This window comes from Variovorax sp. GW823-FHT02B07 (assembly GCF_058797695.1).
Map to the genome: position 1 here is coordinate 256,777 of NZ_JBXAJX010000004.1, position 15,067 is coordinate 271,843.

At 68.0% G+C, this 15,067-nt stretch carries 14 protein-coding genes; 7 read left to right on the top strand and 7 right to left on the bottom strand.

The window, feature by feature from the left end; all coding sequences use genetic code 11:
- Window positions 1–88: 88 nt before the first annotated feature.
- Entirely contained in the window at window positions 89–547 is a 459-nt protein-coding gene (locus AC1RGU_RS22030) for a hypothetical protein (RefSeq protein WP_307583084.1), read from the bottom strand.
- A gap of 253 nt (window positions 548–800) precedes the next feature.
- Between AC1RGU_RS22030 and AC1RGU_RS22035 the strand changes: the two genes are divergently transcribed.
- Together AC1RGU_RS22035 and AC1RGU_RS22040 are read left to right on the top strand one after the other, a co-directional pair.
- A complete protein-coding gene (locus AC1RGU_RS22035; protein WP_492698281.1) occupies window positions 801–1,946 on the top strand; it encodes an efflux RND transporter periplasmic adaptor subunit in 1,146 nt (381 codons plus the stop codon).
- Complete coding sequence (locus AC1RGU_RS22040) at window positions 1,943–5,104, top strand: efflux RND transporter permease subunit (protein WP_354345664.1); 3,162 nt, start codon at window positions 1,943–1,945, stop codon at window positions 5,102–5,104. Before AC1RGU_RS22035 ends, AC1RGU_RS22040 begins: the two co-directional genes overlap by 4 nt.
- Window positions 5,105–5,344: 240 nt before the next feature.
- On the opposite strand, the gene AC1RGU_RS22045 is transcribed toward AC1RGU_RS22040, so the two are convergent.
- The 6 genes from AC1RGU_RS22045 to AC1RGU_RS22070 all read right to left on the bottom strand — a co-directional run bounded on the left by AC1RGU_RS22045 (window position 5,345) and on the right by AC1RGU_RS22070 (window position 9,746).
- A complete protein-coding gene (locus AC1RGU_RS22045; protein ID WP_492698029.1) occupies window positions 5,345–6,037 on the bottom strand; it encodes a Crp/Fnr family transcriptional regulator in 693 nt (230 codons plus the stop codon).
- Between the two features lie 45 nt (window positions 6,038–6,082).
- Window positions 6,083–6,733: a histidine phosphatase family protein gene (locus tag AC1RGU_RS22050; protein WP_492698028.1), complete on the bottom strand. Its 651-nt coding sequence runs from the start codon at window positions 6,731–6,733 to the stop codon at window positions 6,083–6,085.
- A 22-nt stretch (window positions 6,734–6,755) separates the two neighbouring features.
- Window positions 6,756–7,352: a DUF4136 domain-containing protein gene (locus AC1RGU_RS22055; RefSeq protein WP_390346616.1), complete on the bottom strand. Its 597-nt coding sequence runs from the start codon at window positions 7,350–7,352 to the stop codon at window positions 6,756–6,758.
- 234 nt (window positions 7,353–7,586) lie between these two features.
- Window positions 7,587–8,516 carry a tRNA 2-thiocytidine(32) synthetase TtcA gene (gene ttcA / locus AC1RGU_RS22060; protein ID WP_062477895.1) on the bottom strand — a complete coding sequence of 310 codons (930 nt, stop codon included), beginning with the start codon at window positions 8,514–8,516 and terminating at the stop codon, window positions 7,587–7,589.
- A gap of 52 nt (window positions 8,517–8,568) precedes the next feature.
- Window positions 8,569–8,946, bottom strand: coding sequence for a dihydroneopterin aldolase (locus tag AC1RGU_RS22065; protein WP_056576172.1), 378 nt, complete (start codon window positions 8,944–8,946; stop codon window positions 8,569–8,571).
- A gap of 14 nt (window positions 8,947–8,960) precedes the next feature.
- Window positions 8,961–9,746 (bottom strand): SDR family oxidoreductase, encoded by a 786-nt coding sequence (locus tag AC1RGU_RS22070; RefSeq protein WP_369644733.1) that lies wholly within the window; start codon window positions 9,744–9,746, stop codon window positions 8,961–8,963.
- A 42-nt stretch (window positions 9,747–9,788) separates the two neighbouring features.
- On the opposite strand from AC1RGU_RS22070, the gene AC1RGU_RS22075 reads away from it, so the two are divergent.
- The 5 genes from AC1RGU_RS22075 (at window position 9,789) to AC1RGU_RS22095 (ending at window position 14,987) form a co-directional block, all read left to right on the top strand.
- A complete protein-coding gene (locus tag AC1RGU_RS22075) occupies window positions 9,789–10,901 on the top strand; it encodes a class I SAM-dependent methyltransferase (RefSeq protein ID WP_492698027.1) in 1,113 nt (370 codons plus the stop codon).
- Between the two features lie 375 nt (window positions 10,902–11,276).
- A complete protein-coding gene (locus tag AC1RGU_RS22080) occupies window positions 11,277–12,176 on the top strand; it encodes a TauD/TfdA dioxygenase family protein (RefSeq protein WP_492698025.1) in 900 nt (299 codons plus the stop codon).
- A 30-nt stretch (window positions 12,177–12,206) separates the two neighbouring features.
- A complete protein-coding gene (locus AC1RGU_RS22085; RefSeq protein WP_492698024.1) occupies window positions 12,207–13,217 on the top strand; it encodes an ABC transporter substrate-binding protein in 1,011 nt (336 codons plus the stop codon).
- A gap of 4 nt (window positions 13,218–13,221) precedes the next feature.
- The gene (locus AC1RGU_RS22090) at window positions 13,222–14,121 is read left to right on the top strand and encodes an ABC transporter ATP-binding protein (RefSeq protein WP_492698023.1); all 900 of its coding nucleotides are present in this window, start codon (window positions 13,222–13,224) and stop codon (window positions 14,119–14,121) included.
- Window positions 14,118–14,987: an ABC transporter permease gene (locus AC1RGU_RS22095; protein ID WP_492698021.1), complete on the top strand. Its 870-nt coding sequence runs from the start codon at window positions 14,118–14,120 to the stop codon at window positions 14,985–14,987. The genes AC1RGU_RS22090 and AC1RGU_RS22095 overlap by 4 nt, the downstream gene beginning before the upstream one ends.
- Window positions 14,988–15,067 lie beyond the last annotated feature (80 nt).

The following is a 15,067-nucleotide window of genomic DNA, read 5'->3' on the forward strand; positions in this document are numbered from 1 at the left end:
GGGAGCTCTCTGTGCCCTTCGCAAAGAGGAAGGGCTGCGAGGCGCGCGTGGCGCCCGCGGATTTTTGCTTGCTTGCGGCCCGGCCGCGTTACTGCGTGTTCAGCGTGTCGTTCGAGGTGAACGGCCAGATGTTCAGGAACGGCTTGTTCAGCGATTCGCGGCTGGCCATGGCCTCGTCGGGCGTCAGGATCCAGACCTCGCGCAGCAGCCCGGCGGCGTCGCGCGTGTAGTTCACGAGGTACTTCTGGCCGATGATGGCGCCGGGCATCACCAGCATGTTCTGCGGGCTGCGGATGCGCGCGCCGGCGCCCAGGCGGTCGGCCCGGCCGTCGAGTTCGACGTCGGGGGCGCTGGTCACCATGAACTTGCCGCGCAGCGTGCCGATCGGGAAGTTGCGCCCGCCATTGAGCGACTCGTTCTGGGTCTGCGGACGGGGCACCTCGTCCTGGGCGCTGGCCTGGAGGGAGAAAAGACCTGCGGCGCCGGCAAGGGCGGCGCAGAAGGCAAGGGAAGTGAGCGTTTTCGTGGGTGTCTTGCAGCGGTTCATGGGGTATATCCAGAGGCTGTGGACCGGCGATTTTAGCGAGGGGGTGTTTTCCCTCATACCGGGTGCAGCGGGTGGTGCGGGGGCTTTGCGTCGGCCTGCTTTACATTTCTTTACGGCGCCCGTGAACACCGTGCGTCGGCCACTGCTCCAATAGCTGCTGTCAGCCCAAAGTGCACAAGAACCCATGAAGAAATCTGCCGCCTTCGCCCTCGCGGGCGTGTTGATCGTAGCCGTCGCAGGCGGCTGGTGGCGCATGTCGGGCGATCGGCCGGCCGCGAAAGATGCCAAGTCCGCGAACGCCGGGCCTCCCGCCGCGCTGGTCACGCTGGCCACGGCCGAGAAGCAGGACGTGCCGGTGACGGTGCAGGTCAACGGCAGCGTGGTTTCGCTCAACAGCGTCGACCTGCGCCCGCAGGTCACCAACACCGTGAGCGCGGTGCACGTCAAGGAAGGCCAGTTCGTGAAGGAAGGGCAACTGCTCTTCACGCTGGACGACCGCAACGACCAGGCCAACCTCGCGCGCGCCCGGGCCCAGCAGCAGAAGGACGAGGCCACCATGGCCGACCTGGAGCGCCAGTACAAGCGCAGCCAGGACCTGGTGGCACAGAACTTCATTGCCAAGAGCGCGGCCGACGCCACGCTGTCGCAGCTCCAGGCGCAGCGCGCCGCCGTCGCGGCCGACCGCGCCGCCGTGCAGTCGGCGCAGGTGGCGCTGGGCTACGCCACGCTGCGCGCGCCCATCGCGGGGCGCATCGGCGCCGTGAACATCTACCCGGGCACGCTGGTGCAGCCCACGCTGTCGCTGGTCACGATCACCCAGCTCGACCCCATCGCCGTGAGCTTCCCGGTGCCCGAAGGCAACCTGCAGGACCTGCTGGCCGCGGCGCGCACGCGCGCCAAGGTCGAGGCGCTGGTCACGGGCCGGCGCGAGCCGCTGTTCGGCACGCTCGACTTCGTCGACAACACGGTCGACCCGCAGATCGGCACCGTGCGCGCCAAGGCCGTGTTCGCCAACGCCGACCAGAGCCTGTGGCCCGGCCAGTTCGTCAACACGCGCATCACGGTGCGCATGCTCAACGGCGTCACCGTGGTGCCGGCCGCGGCGCTCATGATGCTGTCCGATGGCGCCACGCTGTACGTGGTCGATGCCGAGCGCAATGCGGCACGTCGCCAGGTCAAGGTGCTGCACACCTTCGGCACCAAGGTGGCCGTGAGCGGCGTGACGCCCGGCGAGCAGGTCGTGATCGAAGGCAGCCAGAACGTGCGCCCGGGCGGCAAGGTGCGCATCGACGTGAAGGCACCGGCCGGACCGGGCGGTGCGCCTGCCAACGGCACCACGGGCGTCACGCCCGGCAGCGCCGCTTCGTCGGATGTTCAGCCGGCACGAGAACGCGCATGAACATTTCAGAGCTCTGCATCCGCCGTCCGGCGATGACGGTGCTGCTGTCGGCGGCCGTCGTGGTCATCGGCATCTTTGCGTACTTCAGCATCCCGGTCGCGGCGCTGCCGAGCTACAACACGCCGGTCATCAACGTCAACGCGCAGCTGCCGGGCGCCAGCCCCGACACCATGGCGAGCTCGGTCGCGCTGCCGCTCGAAAAGCAGTTCTCGACCATCCCCGGCCTGCAGACCATCAGCTCGGTGAACACGCAGGGCGTGACCTCGCTCACACTCGAATTCGTCAGCAGCCGCGACATCGACGCCGCTGCCGTCGATGTGCAGGCCGCGCTGCTGCGCGCCCAGCGCCAGCTGCCGCAGGAACTCACGCAGCTGCCCTCGTACCGCAAGGTGAACCCGGCCGATGCGCCGGTGCTGTTCATCGCGCTGATCTCGCCGTCGATGAACCCGTCGGAGCTCAACGACTACGCCGAGAACCTCATTTCGCCCACGCTCTCGACCATCGACGGCGTGGCGCAGGTGGGCGTGTACGGGCGCAAGGCCTTCGCGGTGCGCATCAAGGCCAACGCCGACCTGCTCAACGCGCGCAACATCACGCTCGACGAGCTGGCCAAGGCGGTGAACTCGGCCAACGCCAACACCCCGGTCGGCACGCTCGACGGCCCGCGCCAGACGCTCACCATCCAGGCCAACCGCCAGCTCATGAAGGCGGCCGACTTCGCCAAGCTGATCATCGCGCAGCGCAACGGCGCGCCGGTGCGGCTGGACGAAGTGGCCACGCTCGAAGACAGCTTCGAGTCGGTCAAGACCGCCAGCAGCTTCAACGGGCAAGACTCCATCTCGCTGGCCGTGCAGCGCCAGCCCAACGCCAACACCGTGCAGGTGGTGGACGCGGTGCGCGCGCTCATCCCGCGCTTCAAGGCCGAGCTGCCGCAGTCGGTCGAGATCCAGATGGTCAACGACCGCTCGATCTCGATCCGCGAGGCGGTGCACGACGTGCAGCTCACGCTGCTGGGCACCATCGCGCTGGTGGTGCTGGTGATCTTCCTGTTCCTGCACCGGCTGGTGGCCACGCTGATCCCGGCGGCCACCATCCCGATCTCGCTGATCGGCGCCGTGGCGCTGCTGTACGCCTTCGGCTACAGCCTGGACAACGTCTCGCTGCTGGGCATCACGCTGGCCGTGGGCCTTGTGGTGGACGACGCCATCGTGGTGCTCGAAAACATCATGCGCTACGTCGAGAAGGGCATGGAGCCGATGGCCGCCGCGCTGCGCGGCGCGCGCGAGGTGGGCTTCACCATCGTGTCGATCTCGATCTCGCTGGTGGCCGTGTTCATCCCGATCTTCTTCATGCCCGGCGTGATCGGCCTTTTGTTCCACGAGTTCGCCGTGGTGGTGGCGCTGGCCGTGCTGGTGTCGGCCGTGGTGTCGCTCACGCTCGTGCCCATGCTCGCGAGCCGGCTGCTCAAGCACGTGCCGCGCAAGGCCGGCGCGCTCGACCACGAAGAAGAGCACCCCGAGCCCGGCACGGCGATCGGCCGTGCCTTCGAGCGCGGCTACCGCGCCGTGCACGGCGGCTACATGCGCACGCTCGACTGGACGCTCGGGCACCGCGCGCTGATGCTGGTCATGGCGGGGCTGACCTTCGTGGTCACGGCCTGGCTCTTCATCAGCATCCCCAAGGGCTTCTTCCCCGAGGAAGACATCGGCCAGATCCAGATCACCACCGAGGCGGCCGAGGACATTTCGTTCACCGCCATGAAGGCGCTGCAGGACCGCGTGGCCGCCGCGCTCAAGGCCGACCCGAGCGTGGACTACGTGAGCTCCTTCGTCGGCGTGGGCGGCCCGACCGCCACGCAGAACTCGGGCCGGCTGTTCGCGGTGCTCAAGCCGCGCAGCGAGCGCCCCAAGATGGCCAAGGTGCTCGAGTCGCTGCGCCAGCGCTTCCGCGAGATCCCGGGCATTGCCGTGTACATGCAGCCGGTGCAGAACCTGCGCCTGGGCGGACGCCAGAGCAAGGCGCGTTTCCAGTACACGCTGCAGAGCGTGAACGCCGGCGAGATGGTGCCGTGGTCGACCAAACTCATGGAGCGCATGCGCGCCGATCCCGACTTCCGCGACGTGACCAGCGACTCGCAGAACCGCGGCCTGCAGGCCACGCTGGAGATCGACCGCGACAAGGCCGGCGTGCTCGGCGTGGCCGTGGGCGACCTGCGCACCGCGCTGTACAACGCGTACGGCGACCGCCAGATCGGCAGCATCTACGGCGCCAGCAACACCTACCAGGTGATCCTGTCGGCGGCCGACAGCGACCGCCAGTTCGAGGAAGACGTGGCGCGCCTGTCGGTGCGCAGCACCACCGGCAAGCTGGTGCCGCTGTCGGCGTTCTCGACCGTCAAGCGCACCGTGGGGCCGACCTCGGTCAACCACCAGGGCCAGCTGCAGGCGGTGACGGTGTCGTTCAACCTCGGCCCCGATGTGCCGCTGGGCAACGCGACCGCGAAGATCGACCGCTTCAAGGACGAGCTGAAGATGCCGCAGTCGATCATCACGACCTACGGCGGCGACGCGGCGGTGTTCCAGAGTTCGCAGGGCAGCCAGGCCGTGCTGCTGGTGCTTGCGGTGCTGGTCATCTATGTGCTGCTGGGCGTGCTGTACGAGAGCTACATCCACCCCCTCACCATCCTGGCGGGCCTGCCCTCGGCGGCGGTGGGGGCGCTCATTTCGCTGAAGCTCTTCGGCTTCGACCTCACGCTGATCGCGACCATCGGCATCCTGCTTCTGATCGGCATCGTGAAGAAGAACGCGATCATGATGATCGACTTCGCCCTCGACGCGCAGCGTACCGAAGGCATGCAGCCGGTCGACGCGATCCGCGAGGCCTGCCGGCTGCGTTTCCGCCCGATCCTGATGACCACGCTGGCCGCGCTGATGGGTGCGCTGCCGCTCGCGCTGGGCCTGGGTGCCGGCGCCGAGCTGCGTCAGCCGCTGGGCGTGGCGGTGGTGGGCGGGTTGATCTTCTCGCAGGTGATCACGCTGTACATCACGCCCGCGATCTACCTGGCGCTCGACCGCTACAGCGGCAGCGGGCCGATGGTGGAGCTGCCGGGCGAGGCGAAGGCCGAGGCTGCGGCGGGGCACGCGGCCTCGCACGCCTGACGGCGATTCAAAAGATGCCGGATGGCCATGAGCGTGAGCCACCCGGCCAGGAAGGACTTGTGCAGTCCAGCGCTAAGCCACACCCGGACCATCGCCCATTGAAGGCGCTCCGGCCTCTCTCCTCAACGGCTCTCTCCATTCCCTCCGCCGCTGCTCTTCCCATGTGTGTGACGGGATGAATGATCGCGAGGGGGAGAGGGTGTCGACGGTATCCAGCGATACAGGAAGCGGGCTTTTTCCTTACGGTGTCGCGTCGCGGAAACGATGCAGGGCTGGCGCATTCGGAATGCTGACCTGCCGGGCCCGCGTTTCAATGAGCCCTTCTCTCGCCAGCGCATTCAACGTGCGCGTGACGGTGACGCGGCTCAGGGCCGTCATGGCGCCGATCTGCTCGTGCGTCAGATCCACGGTGAGTTGTTTCGGTGCCTGCGCCGATGGCGGGCGTGCCACCCGCAGCAGCAAGTCGATGACCCGCTCCTTGGGCGCCGCCGAGGCCACGCCGGCGAGCTTGGCAACGATCATGTGGTTCTTGAAGCCGAGCAGCTGGATCAACGAGGTCGCGAGTTCGGGCAGCGCCGAGAACTGCTGCGCGACATCCGCCGGGCGGTAGCGGCTGAGAACGGCCGGCGCGACCGCCCGGGTCGTCGTGGGCCGGGGGCTGTCGGCAAACGCCGGGCCTTCGCCGAAGATCGCACCCGGCCCGAAGATCTCGAGCAGGAACTCCGAGCCGTTGCTCCGGTGGATCGTGGAATGCACGAAGCCCGACCGCAAGAGATAGAAGTAGTCGTGCCGTTCGCCTTCACGCGCAATGGTGTCGCCGGCCTCCAGGGTGACGAAGCTTCCCAGGTGCGTGGCGTCGATCCACGGCGCGGACAGCGACTGGGAGGCATCCCAGCTGGCGTAGGCCGAGGGCGTGGGATTCGTTTTTCTCATGGGAGCGTCTTGCCCGGGGCGAAGAGAGGCAAGCGGCTCACCCCACTAGGTCGTGGTCTCGTCCAGCGGCGCGTCCGTCGCGAGGTGCGCGATGTCGCTCCAGCCGACGAGGCTGAAGCCCTCGGGCGTCCACAGCATGCGGTTGATGGCCGCGTTGCCGAGCTGCCAGGTGCGCGGCGCCTGCAGCTCCTGGCGCGTGGCAGCGCGGTAGAGCACGTCCATCACGCCGCCGTGGGCCACCAGCACCACCAGCTGGCCCGGGTGGCGCGCGGCGATGGCCGAGGCGGTGCCGGTCACGCGGTCGCGAAAGGTCAGCAGGCTCTCACCACCGCCTTCGGGCTCGAACTCGGGGTCGCGCTCGCGCCAGCGGCGCGCGTCCTCGGGCAGCGTGGCCTCGATCTCGGCGAAGCTCATGCCCTCGAAGCGGCCGAAGGCGCGCTCGCGCAGGCCCAGGTCGGGCTGCACGGCGAGGCCGTGGGGCTCGGCGATGGCCTGGGCGGTCTGCCAGGCGCGCGAGAGGTCGCTGGCGTAGACCGCCGCGATCGGCTCGTCGGCCAGCGCCTGTCCGGCGCGCTGCGCCTGCCAGAGGCCGGTGGCATTGAGGCCGATGTCGAGGTGGCCCTGGATGCGGGTGTCGACGTTCCAGGCGGTTTCGCCGTGGCGCACGGCGATCAGGCGGGTGAGATTGGCTTCCATCCGTCCGAATTCTAGAAGTGCGTCATTTCTTGGCAGCCGGCGTGAGCTCGATGTTCACGCGGCGCTCGCCCGGCGGCGGGTTCGGAAAGCCCTGCAGCGCGGCCTCGAACATCACCGGCAGGATCGCCGCGCTCGAGCTGTAGGGGCCGTCGTTGCGCGCGCGGGTCTCGTACACCACGCGGTGGCTGCCGCCCGCCTCGCGCAGCACGAGGCTCACCTCGCGCTGGTACCAGGGGTTGGCCGGCGGCGTGAACATCGGGCCGCCGTACCAGCCGCTGCCATACCAGCGGTGGCCGTAGTAGCCGCCATAGCCGTAGCCCCAGGGGCCGGGCCCGTACAGCCACGGATCGGCCCAGGGCGACAGCGCCGCCGTGACGCGCGCGCCGATCTGCGCCGTGTACTGCGGCCTTGTGTCGTCGCGGCGCAGGCCGACCTTGTCGAGCGCGGCCGCGGCCATGGCCTCCAGGCCTTCCTGGCGCGCCGTGTCGGCCTGCTGCGAAGGCAGGCGCTCGAAGCGGTAGGTGGCGCCGGGCGGCACGGTCGTGCCCGGCGTGGCAAAGCTCTTGACGTTGCTGTCGACCACCCAGGAGGTGGCGCAGCCGCTCAGGGTTGCTACCAAAAATAGAGCTGAAAACGCACGATACATAAGGGTCTCCGGGCCTGCGGCCCTCAAAGTCCCCTGGGTTGCCCGTCAGAAGGTGTAAATGAATCCGGCGTGGCCGAGCAGCCCGTCCAGGCGCGTCTCATCGAGGCGCAAAGCGCAGCCATAGCTCAAGCTATGGCGAGCATTTGCAACGAAGAGGGGGCGTGTCTGGGCGGGATGAGCGGACATGTCGGGTTCGTTTACACCTTCTTAGCCCTGGACGATGCGCAGGGCCGAGGGTGCCTGGGAGAGCAGGTCGAAAGCGGGCGTGTCGAAGGCCTTGTCGCCGTTCTCGTCGGCCACGCCCGTCGCCTTCAGACCCTGGAAGTCGTGCAGCGTTCCGTCCAGCAGGTGCGAAGGCACGACGTTCTGCAGCGCGGTGAACATGTTTTCCACGCGGCCGGGGTACTTCTTGTCCCACTCGCGCAGCATCTCGCCGACCTGCTTGCGCTGCAGGTTCTCCTGGCTGCCGCACAGCGTGCAGGGAATGATCGGGAACTCGCGGTGCTGCGCCCAGCGCACCGTGTCCTTTTCGGCCACGTAGGCCAGCGGACGGATCACGATGTGCTTGCCGTCGTCGCTCACCAGCTTGGGCGGCATGCTCTTGAGCTTGCCGCCGAAGAACATGTTGAGGAAGAAGGTCTGCAGCATGTCGTCGCGGTGGTGGCCCAGCGCGACCTTGGTGGCGCCCAGCTCGTCGGCCACGCGGTACAGGATGCCGCGGCGCAGCCGGCTGCACAGGCCGCAGGTGGTCTTGCCCTCGGGGATGACGCGCTTGACGATGCTGTAGGTGTCCTGGTTCTCGATGTGGAAGGCCACGCCGAGCTCGCTCAGGTACTTGGGCAGCACCTCTTCGGGGAAGCCGGGCTGCTTCTGGTCGAGGTTGACCGCGACGATGTCGAAGTGGATGGGCGCACGCGCCTTCATCTTGAGCAGGATGTCGAGCAGCGCGTAGCTGTCTTTTCCGCCCGAGACGCACACCATGACCTTGTCGCCCTCTTCGATCATGTTGTAGTCGACGATGGCCTGGCCGACCTGGCGGCACAGGCGCTTTTCGAGCTTGTGCGTCTCGCGTTCGATCTTCAGCGAGTTGGAGGGCGCACCGGCTTCGGGCGTATCGTCGATCCAGACGGCGTTCATTGGGGGGCTACTTCGGGCAAATCGGGGGAAAGAGCCCCGATTTTGCCTTGGATCACCATTCCCCGGCTTCGATGCGGATGGCGACTTCGCAGTCGTCGAAGATTTCGAGCTTGGCGATCTTCACGCGCACGCCCCGCACGCCGGGCAGTTGCAGCAGGCGCTGCGCGAGCTTGCCGATCAGGCTTTCGAGCAGGTTGACGTGCTCGGCGGTGCACTCGTCGATGATGATGCGGCGCACCTTGCGGTAGTCCAGCACGTGGAAGATGTCGTCGTCCTGCGGCAGCAGCGGCTGCGGGCCGAGGTTGAGCTCGGCGTCCACCAGGATCGGCTGCGGCGCGGTCTTTTCCTGCTCCAGGATGCCCAGGTTGGCGTCGAAGCGCAGGCCCTGGAGGGTGAGTGTCTGGTGGCCGTGCGGTGTGTTCGTGGACATGGTGGTGGTGCTCGTCACATGAGCGAGAAGTCGCGCTCGAATTTCATGAGGTGCTGGCCGCCGTCGACGAGCAGCGTGGTGCCGGTGATCGAGCTGTTTTCCAGCGCGAACTTCACGGTGGCGGCCACGTCGTCCGATGTGGACGAGCGGCCCAGCGGCGACAGCTTGTGCAGCTGCGCGAACTTGTCGTCGTCGAGCATGTGGCTCGCCAGCGTGAGGCCGGGCGCCACGCCCACCACGCGCACGCGCGGCGCGAGCGCCAGCGCGAGCATGGGAGTGGCGGCTTCGAGTGCGGCCTTGGAGAGCGTGTAGCTCAGGAAGTCGGGGTTCGGGTTCCACAGCTTCTGGTCGAGCAGGTGCACCACGGCGCCGCCGTGCGCGTCGCGCCGGGCCAGGTGGTCGTGCAGCGCCTGCGCCAGCAGGATGGCCGCGCCGGTGTTGCTGCGCGCGTGGCGCTCCATGAGCGCGTAGCTGAAGCTGGCGGCGTCGTCGTGTTCGAAGAGGGCGGCGCTGTGCACCACGGCATCGACGGCACGAAAGCGTGCCGCCACGCGCGGCAGCAGGGCGCGCGTGGCCTGCTCGTCGGCCAGGTCGGCCTCGAACAGCGCCGAGTCGCCCGAGCGCGCGGCGCAGTCGGCCACGGTCTGCTCGGCCTCGGCGCGCGAGCTGCGGTAGTGCACCGCCACCTGCCAGCCGCCCGCGGCGAGCGCCAGCGCGATCTCGCGGCCCAGCCGGCGGCCCGCGCCCGTGACGAGGACGGTGCGGCGGCGATCGGGGGAGGTGGGTGGGATGGCGCTCATTCGGAGGAAGAAGACAGAAGACAGGAAGAGGACAATGGCGCCGTGACGACGCCAACGACAAACAGTTTACCCATCGCCCTCGACCATCTGATTGCCCGCTCCGTCGAGCGCGCGGGCGGATGGATCGGCTTCGACCGCTTCATGGCCCTGGCCCTGTATGCGCCGGGGCTGGGCTATTACGCCAACACTTCGGCCAAGTTCGGCCACATGCCCTCGTCCGGCAGCGACTTCGTGACCGCGCCCGAGCTGACGCCGATGTTCGGCCACACGCTCGCGGTGCAGGTGCTGGAGGCGCTGGAGAAGACCGGCACCGACACGGTGTGGGAGTTCGGCGCGGGCTCGGGGGCGCTGGCGGTGCAGCTGCTGCATGCGCTGGGCGAGATGGGGCGCGGCGATGTGCGCTATCGCATCGTCGACCTGTCGGGCACCTTGCGGGAGCGGCAGCAGCAGGCGCTGGCGGGGTATGCGGGGCGGGTCGAGTGGCTTGGGGAGCTGCCTGAGTCGATGCAGGGCGTGGTGGTCGGCAATGAGGTGCTCGATGCGATGCCGGTGCAGTTGTTGGCGCGGGTGAAGGGGGCCTGGTTCGAGCGGGGGGTGGTGCGGAATCCGGCGGGGGATGGGTGGACGTGGGCGGACCGGGCTACCGAGTTGCGGCCGCCGGTCGAGGTGTCTGGGGTGCATGACTACCTCACGGAGGTGCATCCGCAGGCTCAGGCTTTTATTGCGACGCTGGCGGATCGGCTTGGGAAGGGGGCGGCCTTTCTCATCGACTACGGGTTTCCCGAGGGCGAGTACTACCACCCGCAGCGGCACATGGGGACGGTGATGTGCCATCGGGGGCATCAGGCGGATGGCGATCCGCTGTCGGAGGTGGGGTACAAGGACATCACGGCGCACGTCGACTTCACGGGGATTGCTGTGGCGGGGCAGGAGGCGGGGCTTGCTGTTCTTGGCTATACGAGCCAGGCGCGGTTTCTTTTGAATTGCGGGATCTTGGGGCGGATGGAGCGGGGGACTGTGGCGCAGCGGGGGATGGCGGCTCGGTTGATTCATGAGCATGAGATGGGGGAGTTGTTCAAGGTGGTGGGGTTTGCTGTGGGTGAGCCTTGGGATGCCGTCGGGTTCTCTGAAGGGGATCGGAGTCATACGCTCTGAGATCTTTGGTCTTGGCTGAGTGATTGCTTCCCGGGGCCGGGTCTCGCCCCGGCGGGCGACTCACTTTCTTTTGCTTCGCCAAAAGAAAGTAAGCAAAGAAAAGGCGACCCCACTGTCTGCGTCCCTCCGCTTCGCTGCGGGCAACCTGCGGTGCTCGCGTTTCGCGGGGTCTCGCCCAAACTCGCTTCGCTCAAACAAGGGCGAGCCCTGATCCGCGAAACGCTGCGCTCCTCGGCGCAGCCAGAGGGGCTTGGATGCCGGGCGGGCCGTCGCTGCGCTCGGCCTGGGGCTTGTGCTTTCAACGGAAAGAGTTGGTCATAAGCAAGCAACAAAGACTTCGTTGGGGAATGGAGGGCGCGCTTCTACATTCGCGGCATGACTGCCGTTCTTTCCCGCGCTACCTCCACCACAGAGGCGCCCGCGCAGCCCTTCGAGGTGCGGCCTTTCGATGCGCCTGTCGGTGCGGAGATCGTCGGGCTCGACATCGCTGAGCCGATCAACGCCGCCGACTTCCAACGCATCCACCGCGCGCACCTGGACCACCACGTGCTGGTCTTTCGCGACCAGCGCATCACGCCCGCGCAACACATCGACTTCAGCCGCCGCTTCGGGCCGCTGGAGATCCACGTGCTGCACCAGTTCCAGCTGAAGAACCACCCCGAGATCCTGATCGTCTCGAACATCAAGGAGAACGGCGAGCCGATCGGTCTTGGCGATGCGGGCGTGTACTGGCACTCCGACATTTCGTACAAGCCCAATCCCAGCCTGGGTTCGCTGCTGCACGCGCAGGAGCTGCCGAGCGAAGGCGGGGACACGCTGTTCGCCGACCAGCACCTGGCATGGGAGGCGCTGCCTGCCGAGCTGCAGCAACGCATCCTGCCGCTGAAGGCGGAGCACAGCTACCTCGCAAAGTACGAGGAACTGCGCGCGAAGAACCCGTGGCGGCCGAAGCTCTCACAGGCGCAGATCGATCAGGTCGCACCCGCCGTGCAACCTGTGGTGCGCACGCACCCGGAGACGGGGCGCAAGGCGCTGTTCGTCAGCGAGCACTTCACGACACGCATCGTCGGCCTGCCGCAAGGCGAGAGCGATGCGCTGCTGGCCGAGCTGTTCGCGCACAGCACGCGGCCGGAGTTCGTGTACCGCCACATGTGGGCGCCGCACGACCTGGTGTTCTGGGACAACCGCTCGCTGATGCACCTCGCGGCAGGCACGCCCGACCACCTGCGCCGCCGGCTCAACCGCACCACCATCGTGGGCGACACGCCTTTCTGATTTCCTCCTTTCTCTTTTCCGGACTTTCCAATGAACCGCTTCACCCGCCGCGCCGCCGCGCTCGTCACTGGCCTCGGCCTTCTCGCCGGCAGCCTGGCCGCGCAGGCCGAAGGGCAGATTCGCATCGCCGAGCAGTTCGGCATCGTCTACCTGTTGCTCAACGTGGCGCAGGAGCAGAAGCTGATCGAGAAGCACGCGAAGGCCGCAGGGGTCGATGCGAAGGTGGAGTGGGTCAAGCTCTCGGGCGGCTCGGCGGTGAATGACGCGCTGCTGTCGGGCAACATCGAGATCGCGGGTGCGGGCGTGGGGCCGCTGCTCACGCTGTGGGACCGCACGAAGGGCAAGCAGAACGTGAAGGGCGTGGCCTCGCTGGGCAACTTCCCGTACTACCTGGTGAGTAACAACCCGAACGTGAAGTCGATCGCCGACTTCACGGACAAGGACCGCATCGCGCTGCCCGCCGTGGGCGTGTCGGTGCAGTCGCGGGTGCTGCAGATCGCGTCGGCCAAGCTGTGGGGCGACAAGGAGTTCAACAAGCTCGACAAGATCAGCGTGGCGCTGCCGCACCCCGATGCGGCGGCGGCGATCATCAAGGGCGGCACGGAGATCACGGGGCACTTCGGCAATCCGCCGTTCCAGGAGCAGGAGCTCGCGGGCAACCCGAATGCGCGCATCGTGCTCAACTCGTACCAGGTGCTGGGCGGGCCGTCGTCGGCCACGGTGCTGTACGCCACCGAGAAATTCCGCAACGAGAACCCCAAGACCTACAAGGCCTTCGTCGATGCGCTCGACGAGGCGGCGAAGTTCGTCACGGCCAACCCCGAGAAGGCGGCCGACATCTACCTGAAGGTGAGCAACGCCAAGCTCGACCGCGAGCTGCTGCTGAAGATCATCAAGAACCCCGAGGTGCAGTTCAAGACCGCGCCGCAGAACACCTACGTGTTCGCGGAGTTCATGCACCGCGTGGGCGCGATCAAGAACAAGCCGGCGTCGGTGAAGGACTATTTCTTCGACGACGCGCACACGGCCTCGGGGAACTGACGCGATGCTGTCCCGGCTCGAGCGCCTGGCGGGGCCGCCCGCCGCGGCCTTCCTCGGCGGCGCGGTGGCGCCGCAGCGGCCGGCCCGGCGGCGCGGCGTGGTGGCCACGGGCGACGCGGCACCGCCGTACGTGCACGAGGCGCTGCTGCAGGTCGAGGGCGTCAGCCTCGAGTACCGCACGCCCGAGCGCGTGGTGCGCGCCACGCACCGCGTGAGCTTCGACGTGCATGCCGCCGACCGCTTCGTGCTGCTCGGGCCTTCGGGCTGCGGCAAGTCCACGCTGCTCAAGGCCGTGGCCGGGTTCATCCCGCCGGTTGAGGGCGAGATCCGGCTCGACGGCCGGCGCGTGTCGCAGCCGGGCCCCGACCGCATCGTCGTGTTCCAGGAGTTCGACCAGCTGCCGCCGTGGAAGACGGTGAAGCAGAACGTGATGTTCCCGCTGCTCGCGTCGCGCACGCTGGGGCGCAAGGAAGCGGCCGAGCGCGCGCTGCACTACCTGGACAAGGTGGGCCTTTCGAAATTCGCCGATGTGCACCCGCACCAGCTCTCGGGCGGCATGAAGCAGCGTGTGGCGATCGCGCGTGCGCTGGCGATGCAGCCGCGCGTGCTGCTGATGGACGAGCCCTTTGCCGCGCTCGACGCACTCACGCGCCGCCGCATGCAGCAGGAGCTGCTCGAACTGTGGGATGAGGTGCGCTTCACGCTGCTGTTCGTCACGCACTCGATCGAAGAAGCGCTGGTGGTCGGCAACCGCGTGGCGCTGCTGTCGCCGCATCCGGGGCGCATGCGCGCCGAGCTCAACAGCCACGGTTACTCGCTGGACAGCCTGGGCGGCGCCGACTTCCAGGCGACGGCGCGGCGCATCCACGACATGCTGTTCGAGGAAGAACAGGGCACCCCATGAGCACCCTGACGCCACCCATCCGCCCCGAATACGAACGCACGCTCGAACCCTTCACCGAACTGCCGGTGGAGCGCGCGCTGCCGCTGGCCACGCGCCTCACCTCGCACACCTGGCTGCGCAAGGGGCTGATCCTCGCCGTCATCGCCGTGCTGTGGGAGCTGGCGGCGCGCTGGCAAGACAACGACCTGCTGCTGCCCACCTTCACCGCCACCGCCCGCGCGCTGGCCGAGGGGCTGGCCAGCGGCGAGCTGGTCGAGAAGGTGCGCATCTCGCTGGCCGTGCTGCTGCAGGGCTACCTGGCGGGCGTGCTGCTGGCCTTCGGGCTCACGACGCTGGCGGTGTCCACGCGCATCGGGCGCGACCTGCTGGACACGCTGACCTCGATGTTCAACCCGCTGCCCGCGATCGCGCTGCTGCCGCTGGCGCTGCTGTGGTTCGGGCTGGGCCGGGGCAGCCTGGTGTTCGTGCTGATCCACTCGGTGCTGTGGCCGCTGGCACTCAACACCTATGCAGGCTTCCAGGGCGTGCCCGAGACGCTGCGCATGGCGGGGCGCAACTACGGGCTGAAGGGGCTGCGCTACGTGCTGCAGATCCTGGTGCCGGCCGCGCTGCCGTCGATCCTGTCGGGGCTGAAGATCGGCTGGGCCTTTGCCTGGCGCACGCTGATCGCGGCCGAGCTGGTGTTTGGCGCCTCGTCGGGCAAGGGCGGGCTGGGCTGGTACATCTTCCAGAACCGCAACGAGCTGTACACCGACCGCGTGTTCGCGGGCCTGGCGCTGGTGGTGCTGATCGGCCTGCTGGTGGAAAGCCTGGGCTTTCGCACGCTGGAGCGGCTCACGGTGCGGCGCTGGGGCCAGCAGCGCTAGCAGGCGGTTGGAAGGGGTGGGGCGGACGAATGCCCCGGCGATGGCGAAACGGGCGCGGGCTCGGGTCTAATCGCAGCTTT

What these genes read in the sequence shown, in the direction of transcription:
- AC1RGU_RS22095 (WP_492698021.1), top strand. Translation starts at nt 14,118, where the DNA reads ATGAGCACCCTGACGCCACCCATCCGCCCCGAATACGAACGCACGCTC.
- AC1RGU_RS22065 (WP_056576172.1), bottom strand. Translation starts at nt 8,946, where the DNA reads ATGTCCACGAACACACCGCACGGCCACCAGACACTCACCCTCCAGGGC.
- AC1RGU_RS22080 (WP_492698025.1), top strand. Translation starts at nt 11,277, where the DNA reads ATGACTGCCGTTCTTTCCCGCGCTACCTCCACCACAGAGGCGCCCGCG.
- AC1RGU_RS22030 (WP_307583084.1), bottom strand. Translation starts at nt 547, where the DNA reads ATGAACCGCTGCAAGACACCCACGAAAACGCTCACTTCCCTTGCCTTC.
- AC1RGU_RS22035 (WP_492698281.1), top strand. Translation starts at nt 801, where the DNA reads ATGTCGGGCGATCGGCCGGCCGCGAAAGATGCCAAGTCCGCGAACGCC.
- AC1RGU_RS22070 (WP_369644733.1), bottom strand. Translation starts at nt 9,746, where the DNA reads ATGAGCGCCATCCCACCCACCTCCCCCGATCGCCGCCGCACCGTCCTC.
- ttcA (WP_062477895.1), bottom strand. Translation starts at nt 8,516, where the DNA reads ATGAACGCCGTCTGGATCGACGATACGCCCGAAGCCGGTGCGCCCTCC.
- AC1RGU_RS22085 (WP_492698024.1), top strand. Translation starts at nt 12,207, where the DNA reads ATGAACCGCTTCACCCGCCGCGCCGCCGCGCTCGTCACTGGCCTCGGC.
- AC1RGU_RS22040 (WP_354345664.1), top strand. Translation starts at nt 1,943, where the DNA reads ATGAACATTTCAGAGCTCTGCATCCGCCGTCCGGCGATGACGGTGCTG.
- AC1RGU_RS22090 (WP_492698023.1), top strand. Translation starts at nt 13,222, where the DNA reads ATGCTGTCCCGGCTCGAGCGCCTGGCGGGGCCGCCCGCCGCGGCCTTC.
- AC1RGU_RS22050 (WP_492698028.1), bottom strand. Translation starts at nt 6,733, where the DNA reads ATGGAAGCCAATCTCACCCGCCTGATCGCCGTGCGCCACGGCGAAACC.
- AC1RGU_RS22045 (WP_492698029.1), bottom strand. Translation starts at nt 6,037, where the DNA reads ATGAGAAAAACGAATCCCACGCCCTCGGCCTACGCCAGCTGGGATGCC.